The sequence below is a fragment of the Exiguobacterium sp. s11 genome (genome assembly GCF_018619015.1).
Taxonomy (GTDB): Bacteria; Bacillota; Bacilli; order Exiguobacteriales; family Exiguobacteriaceae; genus Exiguobacterium_A; species Exiguobacterium_A indicum.
In genome coordinates this window covers 82,604-109,160 of sequence record NZ_JACSNF010000001.1, presented here as the reverse complement: position 1 = coordinate 109,160, position 26,557 = coordinate 82,604, and the positions used below count along the sequence as shown (strand labels likewise).

30 protein-coding genes and 1 pseudogene are annotated in these 26,557 nt (G+C 44.8%); 10 read left to right on the top strand and 21 right to left on the bottom strand.

Translation table 11 applies throughout. The features are described from left to right. Positions 1 to 450: 450 nt before the first annotated feature. Positions 451 to 951, bottom strand: a complete 501-nt coding sequence (locus KNQ12_RS00690) for a hypothetical protein (RefSeq protein ID WP_174316286.1) — start codon at positions 949 to 951, stop codon at positions 451 to 453. A gap of 645 nt (positions 952 to 1,596) precedes the next feature. Here KNQ12_RS00690 and KNQ12_RS00685 point away from each other — a divergent pair. Then, positions 1,597 to 1,839 carry a hypothetical protein gene (locus KNQ12_RS00685; protein WP_023468238.1) on the top strand — a complete coding sequence of 81 codons (243 nt, stop codon included), beginning with the start codon at positions 1,597 to 1,599 and terminating at the stop codon, positions 1,837 to 1,839. A gap of 274 nt (positions 1,840 to 2,113) precedes the next feature. Here KNQ12_RS00685 and KNQ12_RS00680 read toward each other — a convergent pair whose 3' ends face one another. Continuing rightward, positions 2,114 to 2,899, bottom strand: coding sequence for a DUF2268 domain-containing putative Zn-dependent protease (locus KNQ12_RS00680; RefSeq protein ID WP_214775384.1), 786 nt, complete (start codon positions 2,897 to 2,899; stop codon positions 2,114 to 2,116). 382 nt (positions 2,900 to 3,281) lie between these two features. On the opposite strand from KNQ12_RS00680, the gene KNQ12_RS00675 reads away from it, so the two are divergent. Further along, the gene (locus KNQ12_RS00675) at positions 3,282 to 3,497 is read left to right on the top strand and encodes a hypothetical protein (RefSeq protein ID WP_023468236.1); all 216 of its coding nucleotides are present in this window, start codon (positions 3,282 to 3,284) and stop codon (positions 3,495 to 3,497) included. Between the two features lie 323 nt (positions 3,498 to 3,820). On the opposite strand, the gene KNQ12_RS00670 is transcribed toward KNQ12_RS00675, so the two are convergent. The 6 genes from KNQ12_RS00670 to KNQ12_RS00645 form a co-directional block, all read right to left on the bottom strand. After that, positions 3,821 to 4,141, bottom strand: coding sequence for a hypothetical protein (locus KNQ12_RS00670; RefSeq protein WP_023468235.1), 321 nt, complete (start codon positions 4,139 to 4,141; stop codon positions 3,821 to 3,823). Between the two features lie 59 nt (positions 4,142 to 4,200). Further along, positions 4,201 to 4,929, bottom strand: a complete 729-nt coding sequence (locus KNQ12_RS00665; RefSeq protein ID WP_023468234.1) for a GntR family transcriptional regulator — start codon at positions 4,927 to 4,929, stop codon at positions 4,201 to 4,203. A gap of 82 nt (positions 4,930 to 5,011) precedes the next feature. Continuing rightward, positions 5,012 to 6,436, bottom strand: a complete 1,425-nt coding sequence (locus KNQ12_RS00660) for a glycoside hydrolase family 1 protein (protein ID WP_483297634.1) — start codon at positions 6,434 to 6,436, stop codon at positions 5,012 to 5,014. A gap of 41 nt (positions 6,437 to 6,477) precedes the next feature. Continuing rightward, positions 6,478 to 7,815, bottom strand: coding sequence for a PTS cellobiose transporter subunit IIC (gene celB / locus KNQ12_RS00655; RefSeq protein WP_023468232.1), 1,338 nt, complete (start codon positions 7,813 to 7,815; stop codon positions 6,478 to 6,480). Positions 7,816 to 7,830: 15 nt separating this feature from the next. Next, positions 7,831 to 8,160 carry a PTS sugar transporter subunit IIA gene (locus KNQ12_RS00650; RefSeq protein ID WP_041255102.1) on the bottom strand — a complete coding sequence of 110 codons (330 nt, stop codon included), beginning with the start codon at positions 8,158 to 8,160 and terminating at the stop codon, positions 7,831 to 7,833. Between the two features lie 5 nt (positions 8,161 to 8,165). Further along, the gene (locus KNQ12_RS00645) at positions 8,166 to 8,462 is read right to left on the bottom strand and encodes a PTS sugar transporter subunit IIB (protein ID WP_023468230.1); all 297 of its coding nucleotides are present in this window, start codon (positions 8,460 to 8,462) and stop codon (positions 8,166 to 8,168) included. Between the two features lie 147 nt (positions 8,463 to 8,609). Between KNQ12_RS00645 and KNQ12_RS00640 the strand changes: the two genes are divergently transcribed. Next, on the top strand, positions 8,610 to 10,412 hold the full coding sequence (locus KNQ12_RS00640) for a type I phosphomannose isomerase catalytic subunit (RefSeq protein ID WP_051353605.1): 1,803 nt from the start codon (positions 8,610 to 8,612) through the stop codon (positions 10,410 to 10,412). A 790-nt stretch (positions 10,413 to 11,202) separates the two neighbouring features. On the opposite strand, the gene KNQ12_RS00635 is transcribed toward KNQ12_RS00640, so the two are convergent. The 3 genes and pseudogenes from KNQ12_RS00635 to KNQ12_RS00625 form a co-directional block, all read right to left on the bottom strand. Further along, positions 11,203 to 11,814 (bottom strand): hypothetical protein, encoded by a 612-nt coding sequence (locus KNQ12_RS00635; protein WP_144080700.1) that lies wholly within the window; start codon positions 11,812 to 11,814, stop codon positions 11,203 to 11,205. A 336-nt stretch (positions 11,815 to 12,150) separates the two neighbouring features. Then, complete coding sequence (locus tag KNQ12_RS00630) at positions 12,151 to 12,435, bottom strand: hypothetical protein (RefSeq protein WP_023468226.1); 285 nt, start codon at positions 12,433 to 12,435, stop codon at positions 12,151 to 12,153. Beyond that, positions 12,432 to 12,734, bottom strand: a pseudogene (locus tag KNQ12_RS00625) (DUF2089 family protein). Before KNQ12_RS00625 ends, KNQ12_RS00630 begins: the two are co-directional and overlap by 4 nt. A gap of 187 nt (positions 12,735 to 12,921) precedes the next feature. On the opposite strand from KNQ12_RS00625, the gene KNQ12_RS00620 reads away from it, so the two are divergent. From KNQ12_RS00620 to KNQ12_RS00610, 3 genes are read left to right on the top strand one after another with little or no spacing between them, the layout of a single operon-like run. Next, positions 12,922 to 13,335 (top strand): DUF4064 domain-containing protein, encoded by a 414-nt coding sequence (locus KNQ12_RS00620; protein ID WP_023468225.1) that lies wholly within the window; start codon positions 12,922 to 12,924, stop codon positions 13,333 to 13,335. A gap of 24 nt (positions 13,336 to 13,359) precedes the next feature. Continuing rightward, a complete protein-coding gene (locus KNQ12_RS00615) occupies positions 13,360 to 14,049 on the top strand; it encodes an ABC transporter permease (RefSeq protein ID WP_214745699.1) in 690 nt (229 codons plus the stop codon). Beyond that, positions 14,049 to 14,978, top strand: a complete 930-nt coding sequence (locus tag KNQ12_RS00610) for an ABC transporter ATP-binding protein (protein WP_214745696.1) — start codon at positions 14,049 to 14,051, stop codon at positions 14,976 to 14,978. The genes KNQ12_RS00615 and KNQ12_RS00610 overlap by 1 nt, the downstream gene beginning before the upstream one ends. 105 nt (positions 14,979 to 15,083) lie before the next feature. Here KNQ12_RS00610 and KNQ12_RS00605 read toward each other — a convergent pair whose 3' ends face one another. Genes KNQ12_RS00605 through KNQ12_RS00595 form a run of 3 tightly spaced genes read right to left on the bottom strand, consistent with a single transcriptional unit; the run spans position 15,084 to position 17,958 of the window. Next, positions 15,084 to 16,052, bottom strand: coding sequence for a FecCD family ABC transporter permease (locus KNQ12_RS00605; RefSeq protein WP_353047603.1), 969 nt, complete (start codon positions 16,050 to 16,052; stop codon positions 15,084 to 15,086). After that, complete coding sequence (locus tag KNQ12_RS00600) at positions 16,049 to 17,032, bottom strand: FecCD family ABC transporter permease (protein WP_255998426.1); 984 nt, start codon at positions 17,030 to 17,032, stop codon at positions 16,049 to 16,051. Before KNQ12_RS00600 ends, KNQ12_RS00605 begins: the two co-directional genes overlap by 4 nt. 59 nt (positions 17,033 to 17,091) lie before the next feature. After that, a complete protein-coding gene (locus tag KNQ12_RS00595) occupies positions 17,092 to 17,958 on the bottom strand; it encodes an ABC transporter substrate-binding protein (RefSeq protein ID WP_369792085.1) in 867 nt (288 codons plus the stop codon). A gap of 237 nt (positions 17,959 to 18,195) precedes the next feature. Here KNQ12_RS00595 and KNQ12_RS00590 point away from each other — a divergent pair, with 237 nt between their 5' ends. Both KNQ12_RS00590 and KNQ12_RS00585 read left to right on the top strand, forming a co-directional pair. Next, positions 18,196 to 18,942, top strand: coding sequence for an arylamine N-acetyltransferase family protein (locus KNQ12_RS00590; protein WP_023468219.1), 747 nt, complete (start codon positions 18,196 to 18,198; stop codon positions 18,940 to 18,942). A gap of 3 nt (positions 18,943 to 18,945) precedes the next feature. After that, positions 18,946 to 19,416, top strand: coding sequence for an NUDIX hydrolase (locus KNQ12_RS00585; protein ID WP_023468218.1), 471 nt, complete (start codon positions 18,946 to 18,948; stop codon positions 19,414 to 19,416). Positions 19,417 to 19,460: 44 nt separating this feature from the next. Here KNQ12_RS00585 and KNQ12_RS00580 read toward each other — a convergent pair whose 3' ends face one another. The 4 genes from KNQ12_RS00580 to KNQ12_RS17185 form a co-directional block, all read right to left on the bottom strand. Beyond that, complete coding sequence (locus KNQ12_RS00580) at positions 19,461 to 20,162, bottom strand: DUF554 domain-containing protein (protein ID WP_023468217.1); 702 nt, start codon at positions 20,160 to 20,162, stop codon at positions 19,461 to 19,463. Positions 20,163 to 20,178: 16 nt separating this feature from the next. Beyond that, a complete protein-coding gene (locus KNQ12_RS00575; protein ID WP_214745694.1) occupies positions 20,179 to 21,111 on the bottom strand; it encodes a DMT family transporter in 933 nt (310 codons plus the stop codon). Beyond that, positions 21,111 to 21,776, bottom strand: a complete 666-nt coding sequence (locus tag KNQ12_RS00570; RefSeq protein ID WP_041255097.1) for a GntR family transcriptional regulator — start codon at positions 21,774 to 21,776, stop codon at positions 21,111 to 21,113. The genes KNQ12_RS00575 and KNQ12_RS00570 overlap by 1 nt, the downstream gene beginning before the upstream one ends. A gap of 81 nt (positions 21,777 to 21,857) precedes the next feature. Next, entirely contained in the window at positions 21,858 to 22,628 is a 771-nt protein-coding gene (locus KNQ12_RS17185) for a CPBP family intramembrane glutamic endopeptidase (RefSeq protein ID WP_023468215.1), read from the bottom strand. Between the two features lie 159 nt (positions 22,629 to 22,787). Between KNQ12_RS17185 and KNQ12_RS00560 the strand changes: the two genes are divergently transcribed. Both KNQ12_RS00560 and KNQ12_RS00555 read left to right on the top strand, forming a co-directional pair. Continuing rightward, positions 22,788 to 23,111: a PadR family transcriptional regulator gene (locus KNQ12_RS00560; protein WP_023468214.1), complete on the top strand. Its 324-nt coding sequence runs from the start codon at positions 22,788 to 22,790 to the stop codon at positions 23,109 to 23,111. A 1-nt stretch (position 23,112) separates the two neighbouring features. Then, entirely contained in the window at positions 23,113 to 23,859 is a 747-nt protein-coding gene (locus KNQ12_RS00555) for a hypothetical protein (RefSeq protein WP_023468213.1), read from the top strand. Positions 23,860 to 24,268: 409 nt separating this feature from the next. Here KNQ12_RS00555 and KNQ12_RS00550 read toward each other — a convergent pair whose 3' ends face one another. From KNQ12_RS00550 to KNQ12_RS00540, 3 genes are all read right to left on the bottom strand, one after another. Beyond that, positions 24,269 to 24,499 carry a helix-turn-helix transcriptional regulator gene (locus tag KNQ12_RS00550; protein ID WP_041255440.1) on the bottom strand — a complete coding sequence of 77 codons (231 nt, stop codon included), beginning with the start codon at positions 24,497 to 24,499 and terminating at the stop codon, positions 24,269 to 24,271. A 159-nt stretch (positions 24,500 to 24,658) separates the two neighbouring features. Then, positions 24,659 to 25,231 (bottom strand): GNAT family N-acetyltransferase, encoded by a 573-nt coding sequence (locus KNQ12_RS00545; protein WP_023468211.1) that lies wholly within the window; start codon positions 25,229 to 25,231, stop codon positions 24,659 to 24,661. 15 nt (positions 25,232 to 25,246) lie between these two features. Beyond that, on the bottom strand, positions 25,247 to 26,482 hold the full coding sequence (locus KNQ12_RS00540; RefSeq protein ID WP_214745692.1) for an MDR family MFS transporter: 1,236 nt from the start codon (positions 26,480 to 26,482) through the stop codon (positions 25,247 to 25,249). Positions 26,483 to 26,557 lie beyond the last annotated feature (75 nt).

Below are 26,557 nucleotides of genomic sequence, written 5' to 3'. Positions count from 1 at the left end.
CGTGTAAGGAATAACACTCAAGTGATCAAGTAAGAGCAAAGACCGCAGTGATCAACCAAGATAGTGAGCTGAACATCGTTCTACTATATGATTCCTACCAAAAATACTTTAGCGCTAGAGAGCGATTCCTTTTGAGTCAGAACCGCATGTAAAGCTTTCATCCTTAGTTCTTCTGGTTAGCGTGTCCACTTTGTTCGATTATCAAATGTAGAGAATACTCCCATGCGATATTTTGTCCTTCAACTATTCAAGGGCGTGACTGAAAACTCGAAGAGCGAGGCGATTGACTTAATCGAGTCTGTTCCATCCTCACCCATCGTGACGAAAATGATGTATTGTTTTTGACCTATCAAAATCTAGATGTAGCTATAGTAAAAGCTCCCCCAAAAAGTAGACAGTTGAAATATCAAAGCTGTCTACTTTTTTAGGGAGCTTACCATTCTTATTTCATCAAGACCATTTTTCTTCAGCATCCATCCAACAATTGTTTTTTAAATCAAGAGAATCATCACTATCGTGTATCGTAAAGTACGATGGAAGATTTAGTGACGCTCCACCAGCTTTTTCCCAGCACAATCTGAACCATTGTGCAAAAACGCTTTGTTCTTGTGGAATTAACTTTTCTTCATTTTGCTCATGAAATTCAAAAAAAACATCGAGTTGACTGTCGTTCATTTGATGATATTCGACTTCTTGTAATACATCTTCGCTCCCAGCAAAAACAGTTGAATCGTTTCCTTCGTTAAATACTTCATTTGCTTCTTTATCCATTGAGAACATGATGACCGAAAGTTCGAATCTAGTCGGTTCAATGAATGCTGTGAAATCTAGTACTTCGATGTCCTTAGAGAACGGATAAGAAAAGATTTTCTGGAGTTGGTCCTCCACTAAACCTGACTGCTTTTCAAGATGGATCTTAATTGAATCAATATAGTTTTCGACTGTAAACATGATAAGTACCTCCAAGCATGAATCTATCAATTTATGTTATTAATTCGTCAGCCTTGCTTCATGTTTTCATCGTGTTTCTCTTGAAGTCGTCTCTCTAGAACTAATACGTATATTACAGCAAACAATACTCCAATTATTCCCGGCAAAACAGCAACGATGGGATCCTTCAAATATGCGAATGGAATTACATACGTAAACAACATCTTGATTCCATATGAAACCAACACGGACGTCAGTAAAACTAAAGTTATAGTCCGCTTTTCGATATTCCCAAAAAATTGATGTCTTTGTTTCTCTACTTTATGTATACCGAGCCAAGATAACGTCTTCAAATCTCCTTTATTCATAGCTAATAGTTGACAATCATCACTCTACCATACGACCTTATATTTGTACTAAAAAGTAAGTTTACTTTAAGGATTTTCACCAAAAATGCTTATCAATATAAAAAAACTAACCTAATAAAAAAACTAACCTAATCAAAATTTACGATACGTATAAGAGGATGATTCATAGTTATCATTAAGTAAGTGAGATAGGATGACAGGCGTTTAGAAGAGAGACGTATACCTCTAATTGCTTGAACAACATCCCATTTTTTGTATACTGATAATGAAATTTATACAAATAAAAGGGGGTCTTCTCTTGAGAGCAAAACTTGGCTGGATTTCTATCGGATTAATGGTTCTTACTTTCTTGGTACTTTTTACATTCCCGATTAATGGATTTTGGGGCGACGCCATCCTCATTGGTGGTCTGGTCCTTGCTTTATTAGCTGCTATCTTTAGTAATCGAGGTATAGGCAAAATGTTAGCTTTTATTTTAATGATGGTTCTTTTAATTTTATTTGTACTATCTGTCTTGAATTTTTTAGGGATTTTCGCATAAAATCGAATCGATCGAATTGGATAACGAATGTCTAAGCTCTTACAAAGATGTGACAGTCCAATAAGAACGCTCCCTCAGAGTATATGTAAGAGAGAAAACATTCTTATATATCCAATAGATCGTCACGCAGTCATTTCAGCATAACTTTATCTGAGAGTATGCTCTTCACATTCTCTATTATATCTTCGGTTGCTTTTGGCGTTTTGACCTTCTAGATTGAAAGTATTTACTTTTTCGCTTCAAACGTCAGTGTTTTTTATGCACCTTCTCCTCTTTACTCAAGAATCAATTTAAACTTTCCTTCATGAATGACATCTGAAACTGGTGTTAATGAAAACTCTTGCAGTGTCTGCTCAGATTTTTTTTGTCGGAAATCTGACATTAACTCCGTTCCTAAACTGTAAACAGTTAATCGAGGGACATCCTTCGCTTCACTTCCAGTGCTAAGTTCTTCGTAGCTTAAGGAGTTGTTCTTAACCTGTTCGAGTATCTTCTTTTTATCGTTGAAAGCCATCTTTTCTGTTTCTATAGGGGGCGCTTTAGGATAAAGTTCCTTCGCAAACACCTCCGCTTTACCTTCGAATATGAGATAGTCGATGGAACTTGGTTGTCTGATTTCAGGATGTTCGTTCACTACGGAATGATTATACTCATGCGCAACAACGTACTCCAGTATCTCATGCGTATACTCTTCACCTAACATAATCACCATACTACCATCGCTCATCGTAAAACCAATCAGCCCGCTCGTCGCCTTTGCGGCGTATCGATGCTCTTCCGATAAGGGTAGCATCAGGATAATCTTATCTTTACCAGGAAGGTGGTCAGCTGATTTTCGGAGTGCCTCATGAACAGCTTTCATATTTTCTTTCTCTTCATGCATCAAACGTTTCGTCAATCTTTTTAAATCGTTCAAATAAGAAGTGGCGGAAAACACGTCATTGAACCCCTTGAAATCAAGAAAGATATCCTGCTCTTTCTGAATGCGATCCAGTTCCCGACGGACGGTTTTATCGAAGATTCGCTGTATGTCCTCGTCCGTGACGTTTGTGTCCTTCATCTTTTTCTGAACTTTTGTGAAGTAGTCGATATAGGCTGGGTACAATGTAATGATTTTTGCATGCTGGTCTTTTGCTAGTTCAACTTCTCGAATAGTGGACTTGGGTTTCTCAGTCGACTGCGTCGGTTGGGATGTACATCCTGATACACAACAAATGAGTATTGATAAAAAGAACGCTAGACGTATTCTCAAAATTATTTACCACCTTATTGTTGAAATGATTGTATCGTATAACGCTTATAAAATAATTATATAGATTTATTTTCCATCTATCCATAAAAAAGTAAGTTTCAGTTTGTTCATAGACCATTTTTAAGAACCTATAACGTTATCTACGTATACATTTGTTTTTCTAAAATTCTCATCGTTTGGAGTGTTAAACATGTCAGTTGGATGGAGTGGTACGATTCAAGATTTTTTACAGATCGATCAACATCAGTTTTCGCAAGCCTTACAGCATTCCATTCCAAATGATGCCTATCGTGTCATTTTGACGAGAAATCGAGATGGATTAATTATTTATATTTTTGAAAAACCTGAGTTAGAAGAAACATGGCATACACTTAAACACGTGTTACGTATTGAAAAACTAATATAACGTTCATCAAAAAAGTCTACATCTTGTACAGATGCAGACTTTTTTGATGAAATTTAGATGCCCATCAGTTTATTCCTTTCGTATAAAATTATCTTAATAAATTCGTCTGAATCGAAAAGAATTTTCCTTTGCATCAATTTTTTTATTAATTTCTGATTATACGTACTACCATCTATTCAGCGATGAATGCGAGCATGACAGTGCGGACAAATTGCTACGACATGTTCAGTATGATCAGGGTCACCATCCGAAAATTTATACACGTGACTCGCTTCAAATAGTTCAGATCGTCCATATACTTCGCATATTCCTGCCGCTCTCTTTCATGCATATACTTTAATCGCTTCTGATTGTTTTCTGACCTTTATTTGTTTGACTTGAAATCGACTCATCTCTTGTCGACGTATCTTGAAGAGCCATATTTTTAAATTTTCAAGCGAATCTTCAATTATTACACTACTCTTCAAATGACGTTCCGACTCGAACTGATCATGCTTCATAATCGTAGCTGATCCAAGAACAAATTGCATGATCTCCCGTGAATGACCGTCACGATCGAGCACTTGTTTCAGTTTATAATCCATTAACGTTAGCTGATCATCAAATCGATATAAACCATTTTGTTCCTGATGAAAAAGTAACATATCTTTTGAATGATTGACATGATCACGTATCGCTTTAATCTCAAACAGATTAAATCTTATCATCTGCCGATATGGACAGACGTAAAGACGAACTTATCATAACGATGGCGTGAAAACGAATACTCGAACGGTTTTCCGTTACCAAGGAATACGACTTGCTCTACTTCGATGACAGGATCGGTCTCCTCGTTCCCGAGATATTCATGATCCCATTGATTCGGCTTGTCTGCCCGAATCATCTTATGCGAGCTCGTGATCGTATAACCGAGTTCTTCTTGGATATACCGGTAAATCGAACTATCAAGAACTTCTCGCGTTACTCCGGTAATTAATGAAGACGGCATAAACGTGTGTTCGATCACGTATGGTTCGTCGTCAACATATCGAACACGCCGTATCTCATAAACGGGATCGGTCTTCTCGATCATCAGATGGCGTGCGACCTCGGCTTCCGGAAAACGAACCTCGAACTGAAGAACTTCACTTCTGACAGCCCGCTCTCCGAGCAGCTTTGTCAACCCTTGTGACTCTTTGTTTAATACATTGATTCTTCCTTGGGAAAAGCTTGACGGTAAAATGAACGTCCCTTGTCCTCGTTGTCGATAGATGATCCCCTCGAGTACGAGGATTTCTAGAGCACGTTTCATGGTCATCCGGCTGACCTCAAACTCTTCTGCTAGTTGAATCTCGTCTGGCATCGCTTCTTCCACATTGTATCCGCCATGAAGAATCCGTTCTCGTAATTCATCTGCAATTTTTTCATACTTTGGTTTCTTTTTATTAGACATGACAACACCCCATGTATAGACATATACATATAATATAACAAAAAATAAGGATCAGGGCTAGATATACCCCGATCCTTTCTTCTTATCCTTCGAATCCATTTTCTTCGATGAGATGCTTGAACCAGTAACCACTCTTTTTTACTGTACGCGTTTGATTCGTCAAATCGACACCGACGAAACCATATCGGTTCTTATAGGCATTACTCCACGACCAATTGTCCATGAACGTCCAAAGGTGATATCCTTTGACGTTCGATCCTTCCTCTAATGCATGATGCACCCATTTCAAATGTTCCGCGATGAAGTCAATCCGGTAATCATCCTGGATACTACCGTCCGTGTCTCGGTAGCGTTCTTCTCCTTCCACTCCCATCCCGTTTTCTGAAATGAAGCACTCGATGTTTCCATAATTCTCACGTAAGTTCGTCAGGATGTCATACACACCCTTTTCGTAAATTTCCCAACCACGATGTCGATTCATCTTGCGTCCCGGCATTTCATAATAATCGAAAAGATGCTCTGGCATGAACGGTGCTTTCGGATTCGGAAGATGTTCTTTTACTTTGATACGTCTCGGCTGATAGTAGTTGATGCCGAGGATATCAACGGTGTACGTCTCGATTTTTTTTCGGTCCGTTTCACCCATCGCCGGGAGGGAATCCTGCTCTTTTAACAGTTCGATTAATTCAGCAGGGAAAGTACCTAAAACGGACGGATCGAGGAAAGAACGATTGAACAAGATGTCCGCTAGATACGCTGCTTGTCGATCCGCTTCATTTTGACTTCTCGGATAAGAGGGAGTCAGGTTGAGAATAATTCCGATTTTTCCTGTTTGTCGTGTATCTCTGTATGCTTCGATTGCAAGGGCACTTGATAGAATCGAATGATAGGCGACCTGGACCGCTCGTTTAAAATCTACGACGTTCGGATAATGAAAATCGTACAAGTATCCCCCCTCGACCGGGACGATTGGTTCGTTATGGGTGAACCATTTGCCGACACGGTCACCGAACAGTTTAAAGCAGGTTTTGGCATACGCAACATAATGCATCACGACTTCCCTGCTCTCCCATCCTCCCTTTTCTTGTAAGGCAAGCGGCATATCAAAATGATATAAATTAACGAACGGTTCGATCCCAGCTTCAATCAACGCGTCAATGACACGATTGTAGAAATCGACCGCTTCCGGATTGATGGTTCCTTCTCCCGTTGGAAATAGACGCGACCAAGAAATCGATAGTCGAAACGAATTGTGCCCGAGCTCTTTCATCAAGGCAATGTCTTGTTTGTATTGATAGTAAAAGTCAGATGCTACTGAAGCACTGACACCATCAAAGAAGCGGTTCGGTTCGACCTCGTACCAGTGATCCCAAATGTTCGGACCTTTTCCACCTTCATAGGCGGCTCCTTCCGTTTGTGTCGCAGAGGCAGCTGTCCCCCACCAGAAATCCGTCGGAAAATCATACTTTTTAATCGTAGTCGTCTTGTTCTCTATCTGATTCATCATTAGCACATCCTATCTCTCATTTTTCACTCATCCGGTATACTTTATCCGATCTGTTGATTTTTCTCTTGAGTAGTATTCGCTTCTTCCCGTTCTTTCTTCAAATTCAAACGGTCAATGAAGACGAGGAACGGGAACCAGACTGCCATGATGATTGCAAAGTTGACTAATTGTAGCAATCCACCAGCTAACGAATTGGTTGCCATCATTCCACTGATGAACATCGGGACAGTCCACGGTACCGCAACACCGGTCGGAGGTGGGACGATCCCCGTTGACATCGCGAAGTACGTCACGGTCACCGTAATCAGCGGTGCGACGATCCATGGAATCATGATCAATGGGTTCATGACGATAGGAAGTCCAAAGATCATGGGTTCATTAACGTTGAAAATACCAGGTCCAATTGACAGCTTTCCGATTTGTTTCATTTGTTTCGATCGCATGAATAACAAGATGGCAACAACGACAGCGAGTGTTGAACCGGAACCCCCGATCCCAACCGTATAGATTTCAATGAATTGTTTACTGATGATGTTCGGGATTTCTCCATTTGACGTGTACGCATTCAAGTTTTCAAGAGAGAGTGTGTTCCAAATCGGGTCCATGACCGAGTTGACGATGACTTGTCCGTGCAGTCCAAAAAACCAGAATAGTTGCACGAAGAAGATGGCGATTAACGTCGGGAAGAGTCCGTTCCCTAGATTAACAAGTGGTTTTTGAACAAGATTGAAAATGAGATCGTGTAAGTTCGTATCTAACAGTGAAGTGACGGCAATGTTAATGCCAAGGAATACGGTGAGCGTAAGTAATGCCGGGACGAGTGCTGAGAATGATTTGGCGACAGCTGTCGGCACACCGGCAGGCATTTTGATCGTCCAGTTTTTTTGAACGATGAAGCGATAGATCTCTCCTGCTATGAATCCCGTGATCATGGCTAGGAACATGCCTTTTGCGCCGAGACGGTCGAGTGGAATGACATTGCCGACTGGATCGGCGACATTTTCGACTGAAACAAAGAAAGGAGTAAGTAATAAAAACGAAACAAGTGCGATGACGCCACCGAAAACAGCTTCGACCTCATAACTTTTAGACAGATAATAACCGATACCGAATACGACGAACAATGACATGATGCCCATTGTGGCGGATGGAGCGTTTCCAAGTGATGTCTTAAAGGCATCTAGTACACCCGGAGACATGAACTTATCAAGGAACGGTAAATTCGCGACGACGACAATTAAGGAACCAAACATCGTAATCGGAAAAGCAAGCATGAATGCATCACGTAATGTCTGCAAATATCGACTATTGTTTAAAAATGCCGCCATCGGCATCAAAAAACGACTTAGCAAATCAAACCACTTACTATTCTCAGTCATCTTAAACACTCCTTATCATTTTTGGGAAAACTTATGTTCCATGAGTTCGATGAGTCCGGTCGTTAAATCAAGCATCGTCTGCGTCGACATCAGGTGATCTTCTGCATGTAATAACAATAAGGAGAGCGTCGTTGGCTCACCGTTTGCTTCCTTTTGGACCTGACTAAAGTGAACTTGATGCGCTTCTTGTAATTGCGATCTTGCATTTGATAATAATTGGTCGAAGTCTTCAAACGTGCCATCTTTATACACTTCGATCGCTTCACGAATCGTACTTCTCGCATTTCCACTGTGTAAGATCATCGTGAAAGCAATTTGCTCCATCGTCTGTTCATTCGTCTGCATATCGATCACCCCATCAACTTCACAGCTTGTTCGTAAGCTGCTTTTCCGTCTGCCATTCCATACGCCATCATATCGATGACTTCGACCGGTTTGTCTGTCGCTTGCTGAAATTTTGATAATAGAAATCGCATTTGTGGTCCAATCAAGATGACATCTGCACCAGACATCTCCTTCATCGCCTGATCTTGTCCGACTGCCCAAATTTTAGCTTCTTCTCCGAGTCCCTTCGCATGTTCTTGCATCTTCGACACCAAAATGCTCGTCGACATTCCTGAACTACACGCCAACATGATTTTTCTCATCTACAATTCCCTCCTCATTTGTAATCGCTTACACATTTGATTATACGGATTAATTCATTCATGTCTATACTTGATAATTAATTTGTTTATTTTTATTTTATAAAAGTGTAGAGTTGTTATTGAAAATAAGATGAAGGAGGAATTTGTATGACAAAACCGATTTATCTTACTCCCCTTTCAAAAGAACGAATTTGGGGCGGACAGAAGCTTCAAGAGTATGGATTTTCGATACCTAAAGAACAACGGACGGGAGAAGTCTGGACAGTAGCAAGTCATCCAAACGGCATGTCACGCGTCCAGACTGGACCAATGACGGGACTCACCTTAGAAAAACTATGGTCAAATCACCCTGAAATTTTTGGTATGGAGACCGACTCTGATTTTCCACTATTGGTAAAATGGATCGATGCCTCGGAGGATTTATCCGTTCAAGTCCATCCAAACGACAAGGATGCCAATCGTTTTGAAAAGCAGCCATTTGGTAAAAATGAATGCTGGTACATCTTAGATTGTCCAGAAGACGCCGTCCTTATCTATGGTCATTCGTTAACCTCCTTAAACAACTTTGATGAGACCATTCATCAGGGTACTTTATTGCAGTCTCTTCAGCATGTGCCAATCGCTAAAGGTGATTTTATCTATGTACCTGCTGGCACAGTACACGCGTTAACAAAAGGATGTGTCGTCCTTGAAATTCAACAAAATTCAGATACGACCTATCGACTATTTGATTACGACCGGTCTGATCCGGTGACGGGAAAGGTACGCCCGCTTCATCTTGAACAAGCCCGTCGTATCATTCGTTTTCCTCATTTCCAGTACACGGAACCTGCCGTCACGCTCACTCCTTTTCGTAAAAGATTGACACAAACACCCGACTTCTTTGTCGAAGAGTGGTCGATCAGGCAGACACATATCTTAGAGGTAAGCCGTCTGTTTCGCGTCATCACGGTCATCGAAGGTACGATTGAATTGGACCACGTCCTCCTGTCTGTCGGAGCGACTGCGATTCTTCCGGCAAATAGCACCTTTCTCATCAAAGGAAACGGTCTCGTCTTGATCACTGGTCCTTCTCTTAAAATGACAACGCCTCATCGAATCGGTATCGACCTCGGTGGAACGCAAACACGTGTCGCTGTGATCAATCAACATAAAATCGTTAAACAATTGTCGTTTCCGACCAATCCTAAAGCAGGTCCATCCCAGACGCTTTCAAATATCGAGTACGCCATTCAAGTTTTTTCAGAGGAATTTCACCTGTCGAACATCGGAATTGCCGCGCCTGGTCCACTCGATACGAAGACTGGACTTCTGTTATCTCCACCAAATTTACCAGGATGGGATGAAGTCGACTTGGTTACCCCACTTTCCTCCGCATTCGACTTACCCGTCTTTCTCGAGAACGATGCCAATGCCGCGGCTCTCGGTGAAGCGTTATACGGCGCGGGACGTCACTCATCATCTGTCTACTATGTGACCGTCAGTACAGGAATCGGTGGAGGTTATGTCTATATGAAACAACTAATCCGTGGAGCAAATGGATACGCTGGTGAGATTGGCAATACGATTATCGACTCATCGGGTCCACTGCATCCTGTGTTGAACAAAGGTTCTCTCGAAGGATATGCCAGTGGTACAGCACTACAGTCACGAGCTAACGAACGACACGCCTCGTCCATCGAGCGATTACTCGCCCATCCGCAAGAGAGGGATCGTTTTACTAATCATTTAGCAACTGGACTTGCAAACATCATTCACACGATTGATCCGGAAGTCATCGTCGTTGGAGGAGGTGTTACGGGATCTGCTGATTTATACTGGGAAGCGTTACAGGAACGTGTTCGCGAACTCGTATATCCTTCCCTTCGTTCAAAGGTCGATATCCGTCTTGCCGAATTGAAAGGACAGGCAGGCGTCATCGGAGCTGCTGCTCTAGATGAAGTAGAGTAAGCAACACATCACTTACCTTATTTAATCAAAGCAAAGAGGGTGATCCATTCCGTTATTGAAATGGATCACCCTCTTTGTATACATCCTATCTATTCGAATATAGCTATTTTTTAGAGCAGCGAATTGCTAAAAATGACTTCAGCTCGTTCTCAATCCGTTTTGGGTTTAAGGAAGAACAGAAAAATGTTAAATACCAAAAAAAGACCAAGCAGTACCCACAAGACAGAATAAAATGCTGTATTCGGGACGAACAAATAATCTATCAATAGCACGATTAAAAAGAGAATATATCCAACAAAATATACTTTTTTCTTACGCGGATCCATCGTCTCATCTCCTTTATACATATGAGTGTTCTGTCGATTACTTCGTATTTTTAATAATCACTACAGCTAAAACAATGGACGGGATGAAACAAATCAGTAGATCCGAGAGTGAGATCGAGAGTGAAGTAGGATGAATCAGCATCTCTATCCCTTTAAAAATGGCACCGAGTACAACAAGTAAAGATAGGAGAACCGGAACGAAAATACGCATCCATCTAGGAATACTCAGCCATATCCGTAAGATCTTTTGTGTTTTATCATCCATGTCATTCACCTCTTTTACAATTTTACATAAATTAGTATATCATACGTATGATTTTTGTGAAAAAATGTCGAAGTCACGTGTCGATTGAATCTTCTCCTCCACGTACAAAAGCAGTAAAAAGACACTTACACATCATGTAAGCTTCTTTTTTACTGCTTTATAGGATACATATCAATGTCTCTTCCCCTGCTACTTTGAACTAATTAATCACACCTTCTGCACTACAATAAAACTCCAGAGGAATGTTGTGTGTGGAAGAAATACCATGTTGAATGAATTCTCCACCGACCGTCACATCGTATGTTCTTCCGCCATCCATCAAAGTAGCGGTATATCCAAGCTGTCTCCATGTCCCCTTACTCGATGAAGCGGTTGACGTCATAGACGTGATAGTTTTAAAGACTTGCCTTTCTGCCTCCTCACGAAGTGCGGTATCAAATGTACCAGTGATCGAAATGGCAAATGTTGTCCCCTTCGCATGAATCGTTTTTGATTTAGATGTGGATTCTTTCTTTGAGAAATCGAACGTCGATGCGAACTTTACTTTGACTCGATCTTCCGCTATCTTTCGAAAACGGTTCGGCGTCACCCAATCCTTTTCCTTAAAGGATTTTTGATCGACGAGTTCTAAATCTGTATCTGGATGATGCGAATTAATAGTACGAAGAATAACCGCATACTGCTGATAATATTGGTTTTTTTGTTGTGGAGTCAGTGCCTTTTGTTTTCCCTCTGCAAATGCCTCGTACATAAAGGAGCTGGTTAAGGTAACACTCAATGCTGTTAAGAACGTCATCGTTTTACGCTTCATTTTTTCCACTCACTTTTTTTAGATTATGTAATATATTCTCAAATTATCACGTTATTTGTTCTTTTCCTATACTTTCACCGTCTGTTTTTCTATTCTTAATCACACTTCAATTTTATAGTTATTTTCGAATTGAAATTTATGAATTCAGCGTGATGTGACTTAGACCATTATTTATTCACAGATTCTGTGATGAGGAAGTTAAAGTCATTTGCTCCTTTTGCCAATCATTGCTTTATATTGATGTACGAAATGAACTGCAGTACCTCTCTTTTCTGGTCATTAAAAAAACGACCTCTTTTGAGATCGTCTTCCTTTAGAAAAGATGTACGCTTTCCATCATAGTGTATCGTGGACGCGCATCCGTTCTAGTTCTTTTTCTTGGTTCTTTTTAAAAGATTTCCGGCCATTCGACCATTCAACTGAAAGTACAATCCAACCGAATCCTAAAATTAATGCATAAGCTAGAAAACTATTGTACCCACCATTGAGGTATCGCCATGTCATGACGATTGTCAATAGAAGCGGCATAATGACGCCAAGATACGGATTATTTCGACTCGCTAATAGTTGCTGTAATCCTAATCCAACGGTGATGAATAAAGCAGAAATGATAAAGTTCATTCGTTGTTACCCCTCTCAAGTCGATATTTTTCGATGATTTTTTTGGCATCCTCAATCGTAATGCGATCTTCAATGGCCATTTGTTTAATGTATGCGATGAACGGTTCATTCTCGATTTTCTCATTCACTTCGATTTTCTGAATGATCCGATCGACGCGAATCCGAACTGTGGGATAGGAGACATCATAATGTTTCGCCAGTTCCTTCAAAGAACCCGAGCTTACGATGAATTATTTAACGAATTCCATCTCTTCCAATTCTAGAGATAAAACCCAATCTGGAACATCATCTTTTTTCATTTCCCATTTCCCTCCCATGTCACTACAATAGCATTCATTTAAATAAAGTTAAAGTATTTTTGATATTAATTAAACATTTAACCAATAAATCATTAAAATATATTCATTATTTCGCTTGTCATAGTGATTCAAGTCATGGTAGTTTAGGTTTGTAAAATCGGAAAAATAAGGAAAAGGAGTGTTTTACTTGAAAAGAACAACGGAATACATATTTGCTGTCATCGGTATCGTCTTGTTTGGATCATTATGTTTAGGTGGGTTTCTATTGTCTGGATCAATTGCGGATCACGCTGGCATGAGGGAGTTGGTCGATCAATTCATTCAAGATGAGAACATTACGGATGTCACGTCTACCCAAATCCTCACATCCTTCCAACAATTCTTCTTATACCTTGGTGCCGTCTCTCTCTTATGTACGATAGGCGGAATCGTCTCGATCGTCCGGATTCGCAAAAACGGTTCAGCAGGAAAGATGTTGATCATTACTGCAATTCTCGGTGGGATCTTCACATTACTCGCCGGTGTCTTTGGTTCAATCGCTTATTTGATCGCCGGTATCACTAACGTCACGAAGAATAAAAAGATAGCACGGCAATACTAAACTCAAACAGAAAGGTGTGTCGATATGTTCGCGATTACACTTCGAGAATTTAAATCGCTTTTCCAAAGTATTCGAGCCATCCTGATCATCGTCGTCTTGTTCGGTGTGACGATTGGTTCAGCTAAGCTTGTCAGCCAGTTCAAAGAACAACTCAGTGATCTCGGTCTAGGTGACAACGCCTATATCATCGGTTTGATGCTGCTCCTGTTCTTAGCATCTCCTTTATTCGTGACGAGTATTTCTCATAGTAGCGTCAACAAAGAGATTGAATCGAAGACGATTCGTTTTCTTGCGACGAAAACATCTCGTGAGAACATCATTTTGGGAAAGTTTTTAGGCAACGTCTCGTTTTGGGTCCTCTGTCTGACAGTTGCCCTCTTGTTGATCGTTCCGTTTTCAAAATCGTTCTCGATCGTCGATTTGATCCAAAGCATCATCTTCGTCTCTTACTTCATCGGTCTGTCGCTGTTTCTTTCGACAGTCGTCAACAGCTCTGCAATGACGATGTTCGTCGGCATCTTCATCTCGATCGCGCTTCCGGTCATTGGGATGTGGAGTCTTATTTCGAAGAATGTCATCGTTGATACGTTGTCTTACTTGACGCCCTATTATTACTATACGCAAGAAAACACTGCATACACTTATCTTGTCTTGATCCATATCGCCGTCTTCGTCATCGCGAGCTTGATGATCTTTAAAAGGAGAGATTTATGATGCTAGCCCTTCGCGCAACCAATCTAACGAAACAGTACGGCAATAAGACCGTCGTCAACCAGTTGAATCTCGAAATCAAACAAGGGGCCATCTTCGGCTTCCTTGGTCAAAATGGCGCCGGTAAATCAACATTCATCAACATGATCACAGGTCTTGTCCGTCCGACATCCGGAACGTTCGAGTTACTCGGAGCACCGAATGATTCCTTGAAGGACGTCCGGACCCGAATCGGCGTCCTGCCGGATTACTCGACCTTTTACGAAAACTTCACGGCGCACGATCACTTGAAGTATTTCAGTAAAGTCCTCGGTCTGAAGACGACGACGGACGAATTAAAACAACTCCTCCGTGATGTCCAACTTGAAGACGCCATCGATGTGAAAACGAAGAACTACTCCTTTGGGATGAAAAAAAAGCTCGGGATCGCCCAAGCCCTGATTAATCGACCGGAAATCCTATTTTTAGATGAACCGACGTCTGGCGTTGATGCCAACTCGATTCTCGGGATTCATACTTTGATTCGCAAGATCGCAGCAGACGGAACGACGATTTTCTTAACGTCTCATAACTTAGACGAGGTCGAAAAACTGTGTACGGAGATTGCGATCATGCAGGACGGAACGATTCAGACGCAAGGCACGATGGAGGAGTTACGGGAACAACATGAGAAGAACATCACCGTTCACGTAAAACATGCGTTGCTCGACAATGATACACAACAACATCTGCAGACCAAGTTGTCGACACTTGCGAAAGACGTCATCGTCTCCTCTACTCACTCGACGTTCATCGTCCAAAGTGAACACGATATTGCTACGATCAATAGCTACCTCGTCTCGCAACACGTTAACGTGTATCGACTCGAAGTCGAGGAAGCGTCGTTGGAAGAGATCTTCTTGAATTTAGGTTCAGAAATTCGCTCGGCATAAAGTGAATAACTTGCCTCATGATGAATCAAACAAAAACTTTTATACAACATCCCCCCCATTCCACTTATGAAATGAGGGGGATTATTTTTATTTTCTGCTATCTGTTCATGAAGCCCGCTCTCTTCGTAAGAGATACAGGAAGTACGGTACACCGATGATTGCTGTGATCAATCCGGCTGGTACTTCAAGCGGCGGATGAATCCCGCGACCGAGCGCATCGGCGACGACGAGCAGCCCACCGCCGAGTAACAGCGCCATCGGTAAAACGGCGAGATGTTTATGTCCGACGAGACGCCGTGCCATATGTGGAGCAATCAGACCGATGAAGCCGATTGCACCGACCGTCGCGACGGCAACACCCGCTAGAACAACAGCGAGCGCTAAGAAGACGTGCCGCGTCCGCTGAATCGGTAACCCGAGACCAATGCTGACTTCCTCACTAAGTGATAAGACATCGAGTTGACGATGGCGATAGAAGAGGATCGCACCAATCACGACGAGCACCGGCGCTAAGATCAACACTTCCTGCCACCCTTTCCCGAACAGACTTCCAGCAAGCCAGACGAGTGAATCGTTCGTCTGGAGTGGAAATTTAATCAACAGGTATTCTGTTCCTGAAGCACAGATCGCACTAACGGCGATACCAAGTAACGCAAACGAACTGCGTGAGACGTTTCCACCCCGCTCAAGCATCATCAACGCTAACGTGACGAGTGCTGCTCCGATAAAGGCGGCGAGCGGTGTCAACAAGAGCGGACCGTCCGGCACGAGGGCAATCGTCAAAACAGCGAACAGAGACGCTCCATTCGTCACCCCAATCACGTCCGGTGAGATCAATGGATTGCGGATGACACTTTGTAAGATGACTCCAGCAAGAGCGAAACTCGCACCTGCTAAAAAGGCAAGGACCGTTCGCGGCAAGCGGTAATTTTGGACGATGAAGGCATCCTTTCCACCGAAGAACGACTGCCAGAGTTCCGTTACCGACAACTGAATCGAACCGACCGACAGTAAGGCGAAGCTTGTGACGAAAACGATTACTGCGACAAGTAGAATCCGACGCATCTCTCTCATCGTAATCCCCCTTTCATCTGACGGCGTGCCAGCAGAAGGAAGAAGGGTGCTCCGAGTAATGACGTCACGATGCCGACCGGTGATTCATACGGATAGGCAATGAAGCGCGCGAGGACATCGGCGTACGTCAACAACAGACCACCGATGACGGCAGAGACGGGTAAGACGATCCGGTAGTCCTCACCAACGAGGCGACGCGTAATATGCGGCACCATCAAACCGATGAAGCCGATTGCTCCGGCGACGGCAACCGTCACCCCTGCGAGTAACACGACACTGATGCCGGCAAGCAGACGGATCCGCGTCACTTTTTGTCCGAGTCCGACCGCGACGTCTTGCCCGAGTTGGAAAACGGCGAGCGACTTCGCAAGACTTGCCGCAAGAATCAAACCGGCGAGCGACCACGGTAAGACGATCCGGAGTTCGAGCCAGCTTGCGTCACTGAGCGAACCGGACAACCAATACAACACGTTCGTAATTCGATCGTTGAACAAGATCAAGCCTTTCGTTAGCGACGTCAATAAGAGATGGATCGCCATCCCAACGAGGGCAAGTTTTAACGCCGTCATTCCGCGAATCGAAGCGAATGAAAAGACGAGCACGCCACCGAGTAAGGCACCGGCAAAAGCGAAGTAAAGCAAGTTCGCCGTTCCGAGTGACGGAAAGATGAGTAGGCTTAAGACGACGAGAAACGACGCACCAGCATTGACCCCAAAGACTTGTGGTGAAGCGAGCGGATTCCGTGTCACAGCTTGCATGATCGCTCCAGCGACAGCAAGGTTTGCTCCGAGCAACAATCCGAGTAAGAGACGCGGCAGGCGCAGATTCGTCAGGACGAGTCCCGCTTTAGAGGTCGTGCCACTGATCCACTCCTGCACTAAGTGGACCGGATTCATCTGTGTGATACCAAAGAACAAGCTACTATAAACGGCCAAGCCACTGAGTAAGATAAGTACGAAAATCAGACGTTTCCGCTGCACCGGATCTTTCCCCTTTCATCAAGACGAAAAGCCAGATTGCTCCGGCTTTTTGTCGTTCGTTATTTCTGTTTGAGCAATTGAATTGCTTCGTCAACGATTTGTTCAGCAGCGTCCAGACCACGGTAACGTGTCCAGAGGTCACGATTGACTTCATAGACTTCTCCGTTTTTGACCGCTGTGATCTGATTCCAGAGCGGATTATCCTTCCACTCTTTCAGTAACTTCGGATCGGCTTCCGCCATGAAGATGACATCCGGATCCCACTTGACCATCTGCTCTAACGTGATCGTCACGGTCGGTTCCGCTGTTTTCGTAACGGCATTCTCGATACCAATCTTCTCGAGCAACTCACCGTCAAACGACGTCTCACCGTGTGCTGTCAGTGAATCGGCGCGGAAGACACCGACCATGACTTTCCGGTCATCTTTTGGATCAACCTTCTTCTTCGCTGCCTGCAAGCGCTCTTCATGAAGCGCAAGGCGATCGTCCATCTGTTTCGTTTTGCCGACCGCTTCAGCAATCGTCTTGAACGAATCGATGTTCTCTTCATATGTTGCATTGCGACTCTTCAAGATGATCGTCGGTGCAATTTCTTGTAATTGCTTGTAAATCCCTTTATGACGATTGAAGTCGCCGATGATCAAGTCCGGTTGCAAGGAACTGATCACTTCAAGATTCGGTTGTTGGCGTGTACCGACTTCCGTGAACGAGATGTCTTTTCCGAGTAATCCGGAGACATCGGTCTTGTTTTCTTGTGCAATCCCGACTGGTGTGATGCCGAGTTCATCTAATGCATCAACGAACGAGAATTCGAGCGCGACGACCTTCTTCGGCTTTTCCGGTACTTTCGTTTTTCCTGCTTCGTGCGTGATCGTCCGCGTCTTTTCGTTCGATTGCTCTGCTTGACTAGAACAAGCCGCAAGCATCAAACTGCTCAACACGAGGAGCGTCAACGCTGTCATCCAAGTTTTCCGTCTCATGGTGAGACCTCCTTTGATTCGTGATTCGACATTGAGAATCATTCTTAATTAATCCTGTCTCAGCATATCAAAGATTTCCATCGAACAAAAGGGAAATCCTTATTTTCAGATAATATAGACTGAAATCCACATTTTCTGAAGCAATATGGGATAATCAGGTAGTGAATAAAGGAGGGATCAGAGATGGATTGGATGAAAGACTTAGGACAGCGAATTGAGTTTCCGCTCGATGCAATCACGTTTGATCAATTACCTGACTTACTCGAAGCCTTCGCCTACCAGTTACCGTTCGAGAATACGACCGTCCTTGAGAAACGCATCCGTCCGTTTAGCGACGAGCGCTTCATCGAAACATTCTTGACGGAGCGACGCGGTGGTGTCTGTTACGACCTGAACGGACTGCTGCACCGGGTCCTGCAGGAACTGAATTGTCCCGTTCGACTCGTTCAAGCGACTGTTTACGATACGAAGTCGGACGCCTGGTCAGCGACCGGACCGACCCATGTTGCGATCATTTGGAATGAAACGCACTTGCTCGATACCGGCTTCGGCGTCAATTTACCGCTCGTTCCTGTTCCGTTGAATGGGGAGACCGTTCATTCCGCTAGCGGCAGTTACCGGATCATCAATAATGACACACTTGTGATGAAGCGAACGGGACAAGCGGAGTTTGTGACTGGCTACCGGTTCGACCGCGAGACATCCATTACAACAGATGACTTATCGAAGATGGAACAGATCATCCAGCAGAGCGACGCTTCGCCATTCAATAAAGGTCGCCTCGTCGCGATGCGGACGCCGCGCGGACAAAAGACGTTGACTGAGCGGACGTTACGGATTGAAGAAACGACGACGACCGAGTTACCGGTCGCAGGTCCCGCCCAATTCGACATGCTGTACAATACACACTTTTTAGGACGGGAGTCGTAAATCATGGATCGTTATACGCTTTGTTTAATCCGCCATGCGGACCACTTTTTACTCGTCAATCGGCAAAAACGTCCGGCGATGGGCATGTGGAATGGTGTCGGTGGTAAGATCGAACCGGGCGAGACACCGGAAGCTGCCGTCATCCGCGAGACGTTTGAAGAGACAGGTATCACGCTCACCTCAGTGACATCAAAAGGCATCGTCCGCTTACATGGGGAAGAGACTTCTGGCATGTACCTCTACCTGGCTGATTTAGAAAATCGTCCATTTCCGACACCGGTCATGACAGTTGAAGGAATCCTCGATTGGAAATCACTCGACTGGATTTTAAGCGACGATAACATGGGTATCATCAGCAACCTCCGGCACTACCTACCGATTGCTCTGTCGACCGAACACCCGTTACTGCATGACTTCCATTACGATGCCCATACGATCACGGCATACGAGACACATGAATTAATTGAGACATAACACAACATCCCCGCTCGTCCTTTCGGACAGGCGGGGATGTTTCGTTAGAATAGATGTAAGCCCGTCACGATGACAGCGACGATGACGATGCCCGGTAACAAGTTCGCGACGCGGATCTTCGTGATTCCGGCGAGATTAAGACCGATCGCTGCAATCATCACTCCACCGGTCGCCGTCATCTCCAAGATGAATTCTTGCAAGGCGGCGTCGGGAATGAACTTCGTGATCGCAACGGCACTCAGTGCGATCGCTCCTTGATACAGAAAGACGGGAATCGCTGAGAACATGACGCCGATCCCGAGCGTTGAACTGAGGACGAGCGCCGTGAAGCCGTCAATCAATCCCTTCGTATAGAGGACGTCGTGATCCTGACGTAGTCCACCGTCGAGCGCACCGAGAACACCCATCGCTCCAATGACGAAAATCAACGTCGCGGTAACGAAGCCTTCGGCGATATTCGATGGTCGACCGCGACTGATTTTACGTTCGAGCCATGCCCCCATCCGGTCGAGCTTCTCATCGAGACGGAACCATTCCCCGATCGTACCTCCGAGAACGAGACTACCGATGACGATCAAAAAGTTCGTGCTTTTCATTCCCATCTGGATCCCGAGGACGACGACGGCTAGACCAATCGCTTGCAAGACCGTCTCCTTCATCCGTTCCGGAATCCGGTGGAACATCAATCCGAGCAACGTCCCGACGATGATCAGGACGGTATTGACGAGTGTACCTGTTAAAACCATCTGACAGCCTACTTTCTCAATTGATTTTTCGTTTCGCAGGACGGACGACCGTCCGCTCCACCTGATTCAAGCTATGCAACGTCATCCCGAGCATGACGAGGATGATCCCGAATGTCGCGAGTCCCGTCGGTAGTGCCGCATGGAGAAACAAAATCTCCCCGAGAACGGTGAAGACGATCTCAAACGACTGGGTCGCCTCGATCGCGGCTAACCGGACCGGTTCCGTCCGGACGAGTGACGTCGCGTAGAAGAAGAGCGATGTCGCGATGACGCCTGAGAATAAGGCGACGAAGCCGGACTGGGTCACTTGACTGACACTTGGTAATCCGACTTGTATGTAAGCAATTACGGAGAGCACGATCCAAAACGGTAGACTCGCGATCGTCATCCCAAGGATCCGTTCAAACACGTCGAGCTCGTTACCATACCGTTCCATCATCTTCCGGTTCCCGAGCGGATAGGCAATCGCAGCGACGAGCACCGGCAAGGCACCGAACAGTAAGGATTGTAGCGATAGACTTCCTGCGACGGATAACTGCATGACGACGACGCCAAGGACGATCAAGACGGAATACTTAAGGGCCGACCACGGAATCCGTTGCTTGAACAACGGTGCAAGGAGCGGTCCGGCTAGGATCGTCAATTGCCACGTTCCGGCAATCAACCAGCCTGGCGCATGATCGGCAGCAAGACAGATGCTACCGTAAAACAATCCGAAACCTATCGTTCCGTATAGTAACCAAAAGCCGATGTCTGCTCGCAGTGCTTGTATGACGCGCCCGATGCCTCGGCGCATCAAGACGATGACGATAAAGAACGGCAACATCAAGAAGAAGCGAAGCGACGCACTGTAAATCCAGTGCCCCCCTGCTCCTTGCATCGATTGATTCAAGATGAAGGTGACGGCAAAGAACATCGCCGCTAGGATGCCATACATGATCGGTCGCATCAGCGCTCCTCCTTTAGGGTCGAGACGAGTAGACGTCCGAGTCCGTTCCAGTTGTGTTCCGTCGCTTGGACGAGCTGTTCGATATCCCGTTGTTGGCACGCGATCAAAATCGCCGCATGATCGGCAATCGATTGGCGTCCGAGTCGATCGAACTGGGCGTATTCAAGCCGGTGGATCAGCGGTGTTAATCGGCGAATCGTTTCTCGTAGCTGAGCGTTCTGACTGCGCAACACAAAGACATCGTGAAAGGCATCGTCTAACGTCAGTGCTGTCTCCGTCTCCTGTTGATCGATTGCCGTCGTGAACTGTTGATGGATCGTCTGAAGTTCCATCAAGTCGTCTTCCGTCAATTGCGGTCCGGCTAGACGCGCTGCCAGCCCGTGCAGCGTCGCGATGATTGGATAGGTTTGCTGTGCTTGTTCAGCATCAAGCTCCGTCACGATCGTCCGCGAGCCCCGTTTCGCAAAAATCAATCCCTCCTCCTCGAGTCGTTTCAAGGCTTCGCGAACCGGCGTCCGGCTGACACCGAACATTTCCGCGAGCGCTTGATCGTTCACCTTCTCACCTGGGGCGAGGCGTAAAGTGATGATGTGATGCTGTAAACGTCGATATACTTCCTCACTGAGAGGAAGTCGTGCAATGGCTAAATCATCTGTAGGTTTCATACAAGTAATATATTACATATTAATCATTGATACTAGCTTTATTCAAAAAAACTCCCCGTCAAACAACGAGGAGTCAACTATTCAAACGTTACGTGGATTCATCGGTCCATTCAGGTGACTGAGATCGTGCCGTTTCAACAAGATCAATTGAATGACAATCGCGACGAGTAGATAAGCTTGTGTCAAAAGAGGAGTGATGCCTAAATTGACGTTCACGACATCCGCTGCGATGCTCGCGAAATCCCATAACGCATGAAAAATGATCAATGGCCAAAGAGTATTCAGCTTGAGTGCGATGATCGCTAAGAACACACCAAAGACGAATGTATTCGCAAGTTGGAACAACATCGCTGCTGGGGGAATCAAGGCGATCAAATTAAGCAAGTGGAAAGATGAGAATAGGAGCGCACTGATGAGGACGGCACGATACGGATGTTCGTTCGGTCGAAGGTAACGTAAGATGATGCCTCGAAACAAGACTTCCTCATTGAAACCAACGAATAAGGTCGTCAGGAAGACGATTCCGACAAGTTGGAGTGCCGATGATGAAATCGAGGTCGTGAGCATCGCATTGACGATCAATCCGACTTGAACGATAACGATCAGCAGTAACGGAATGTACCAGATCAGACCCCGCGACTGCAGTTTCGAAAACCCGATGGCAGCAAACGTGGCATGTCGACGAATGTACCAGACGAGAAAAATCGCTGTAACGACTTCACCGAAGATCGCGATACGTAACAACTCCGGTTCACCATAACGAATGCCGAAACCAAACGCAGAGACAGCCATGACGATACCCATGATGATGAAGACGACGGTCGCCGAGACGACAGTATTCCGCTTATCCACGATCAATACCTCCCTTTTCTAAACAAGCGACGTATCTACTTTATGATTTGTTTACCTTTTTTTCAGGGAAATGAATCTTTTTCCTCCAGCTACCTTGTAATACAAAATAGCTTGGTATATCATTACCTTGTAATACCAAGTAGCGAAAGGATGATGTGGATGTCATCGACGCAAATGTTAAAGGGGATTCTCGACGGTTGTTTACTTGCACTGATCGCGGAAGAAGAGATTTATGGTTATGAACTAGCGACGAAACTGAAAGCATACGGTTTCTCTGACATCAGCGAAGGAACGATCTATCCATTGTTGATCCGGATGCAAAAACTGGGCTGGATCGAAGCGACTTCACGCGTCTCTCCGTCCGGTCCGAAACGGAAGTATTATTCGATCACGACGAGCGGTGCAGAAGAACTCACCGCATTCAAGGAAAGATGGCAACACCTTTCGACAAGTGTTGAAAGTATTTTAAAGGAGGATGATTGAGATGACCCTATCAACGGAATCAACCCGATTTTTGGAAGACTTGAAGGTCTACCTGCTTGCTTCGGGAAAAAATGAACAAGCGACGAACGAGATCGTCCTTGAACTCGAAGACCATCTGATTGAAGCGGAAGCGGATGGCAAATCGGTTCGTTCCATCACGGGTGACAGTCCTGCTGCCTACATCCAGTCGATCTCACACGAGATGGCATTTGATTCAAAACAAGCCTTTTGGACGATCATGCAAGTGTATCTTGGTGCTTCCAGCTTTCTATACTTACAAAATCTCTTGAATGGCACGATGACTTACAGTATCCTGCTCGTCGGTGGCTTCTTACTGATAAGCGCTGTTTATTTGACGACACTTGCATTGTTGTTCCGCAAAGACGCCTTACGCGATACTGCTCGACCACGCCTCCTGCGTTACGGGATTCATGGGAGTGTTCATCTTCTTCTGATCGTCGGACTGTTGATCGTCAACGGACTCATTGATTCGCCCAAAATCACGTTATCTCCGAGCGTTGGTTGGTTAATTGGTGCCCTTCTAATTGCCTGGATTCTCGTCACGGCATGGAAGACGAAGACATGGATTTTACCGATTGCAGTGTTCGTCTTTTTCGTGCCTCAACTGCTGCTTTTGTTTGTATTTAATTTGTCAGAGATTACCGCCGTCCTCGTGAGTTATGTTTTGACCTCGATTACGATTGCAGTTACTTTTATCTGTTCATCTAAGAACAGTCAGGCAGATTAATCACTTAATCATTAAGTAGAAAATTAGACAAAGCAGCGACGTTCTCTCACCTTGAAAACGTCGCTGCTTTGTCTTATGACTTTTCACACCTTTCACATCTTGAGTTATTTGAGTGGATCAATGATTTACACTCGTCTTTTTAATGTAAAAATCACACCACCTAAAACAATGAACGTTAGAGGAATAAGTAATCCTAATATATTTCGATAATCGACAAACGTCAGGTCAGCGTAATTACGATGATAGGTTTCTAACAGTAACCAACCAATCGGAAAAATCGGAAAAGTATACGTATATGCGCTTGAAACAATTCGTCTTCCCCGCTCATCTTTTCCTTCCTCACCGAAAATAAACGGTAGCGATACGAATAAGCTCAATAGAAAAATCGGTATTACTATTATGTTTATAATCACCCTTTTCCCTCACCTTCTCGTTCATATTGAAATAATTCGTTAATATCCTTATCAAATAAATATGCAATTTCAAACGCCAGAATCAACGAAGGGCTGTAGCGACTTCCTTCTAAAGAAATAATGGTTTGTCTACTGACTCCGACCTTCTCTGCCAATTCTTTTTGCGACCATCCTTTTTCAGCTCTTAAAACCGCTAATCGATTCTTAATGAATCCATCACTCTTGATGCCCAAACCATCTCTCCTTTCATCACACTATATTTATTACCATAAATAAACAGTAAAGTTTTTTTGACTTAAAGTAAAGTTTTTTTTACACATCAAATCAAATAAAAAGCGAAATTCTCAGATTAAGAGAAGTTCGCTGATTACTTGTGTCGGTTTCAATTACGTGTTCGTTATTTCACGCTTTGCTTCATACCGCTCACGCGTCCAGTTGTAGACATGACTCGTCACGGTCCGACCGTCGATTCGTTCTAAGACGAATGGTCGGTCAAGAACAGGGGTAAAACCGAGTTTCTCAACGACACGGCGTGATTGGTCATTAAAATCAAAGTGCCCGCACCAGACGACATCGATCGGCAGTTCCCGGAAGATGAAATCAAGTATTGCTTCGACGATTTCCGGCATCCGCCCTTCTCCCCAGTAATCAGGCGCGAGGACATAGCCGATCTCAACTTGACGGTCATGGGTGATTGAATCGTCCGGACGACGATTGAAGTGAAAACCGAAGCTACCGATCACTTCACCAGTTTCCTTATCGGTCACTGCATATTCGCCAGGTGACGCTTGGAAAATGCCGATCACTTCTTGGCTTTCGTCAAGTGACGCGTGCGGCGCCCAGCCTGCTTTTGGTCCAACATTTGGATCCTTCGCGTAAGCATACAATGCTTCTGCATCGTCGTCTTGCCAACGGCGTAACAGGTGCCGTGGCGTTTCAATAGTATCTGGTAAGTTCATCTATATTCCCCCTTATTAAGATACGTTTCGCTCTCGCTCGACAGATTCCTTCACGAACAGACTCGTATAAACTAATCCAAAGCCCGTTAGGAGGATCAATCCGAGGTATACACTCATCATCGACGGAATCAAGAAGGTCCCGACGAGAAACGTCGACCGAGAAAGTAAATCCGCTCCAGCAAACGACGTTCCCGCGAACGCTGAGTACGCCCCACGTTGATCGGCTGGCATCATGTTCGCTTTTTGTGTGTTCAAGACCGGAGAGTAGAGCAACTCGCCGATCGTTGCGATGAAGATGAAGACCATCAGTGCCGTCATGCTGTTGGCACTCGTCACGACGACGTAGCCGATCGTGTACAGCATGAGACCCGCAGCGAGCGTCCGGCGCGGAGACAAACGCTTCGCTAATCGCTGGACGATGAACGTCAACGTGACGACGAGCAACGTATTTTCGATGTTGATGATACTCATCATCCGGACCCCGTTGATCGACCACCCGGCAAATGATAGCGGTTCGAACGAATCGGCGAGTCGGACGGCGACGTAACTGCCCATCGAAAACTCAGCCGCTAAGATACACATCGAACCGAAAACGACCTTGACGAACGGACGATCCCGCCAAGCGAGTTGATAGCTCGTGAAGATATCCGTGAGGACACCACGTAGTTTTTGACGCTGCCACGTCCGTGGTGTGTCGTCAAGAAACAGATAATAGGCAATCGGTAAAACGGACGACGTGAAGCTTAATATCCCGAACAACAGCAGTTGGTTACTGACGTAGAGCCAGCCCCCGAGCGCCGTACCGATGGCGATCGAGAGATTGATCAGCCAGTAGTCGAGCGCATAAACCGCTTGGCGGTTTTCCTTCGTCGTTGCATCGATGATAATCGCCCCCATTGCCGGCCGACCAAGATTACTTGTCACCGAGAAGACAGCGTAAATGACCATGAACAACAGCATCCAGTCGAGTGTCAATGAGATCGTCATCGTGATGAACGTCAGCGCTGTGAGCGCAGAAGTCGTGACGAGCAGACGTTTGCGGGAAAAGCGGTCGGCAAGATATCCGCCGAGTAGATTCGTGATGAAGCTGACGAAGACCATCGCGATCAAAAATGCACCGGCGATGACTTCGTTGAATGCCTGGACGAACAAGAGGGCCATGAACGGCATGATGGAGAACGAGACAGCCCGGTTGAAAAACGATGTGATAAGACGTACTTTAATTGGTTTCGGTATTTCTTTCCATTTCATATTGTCACCTTCCATTCTCTACCTGTATCATAAACAAGACAAGACACAGGAAAAATGGACGTCATTCAAAAAAGA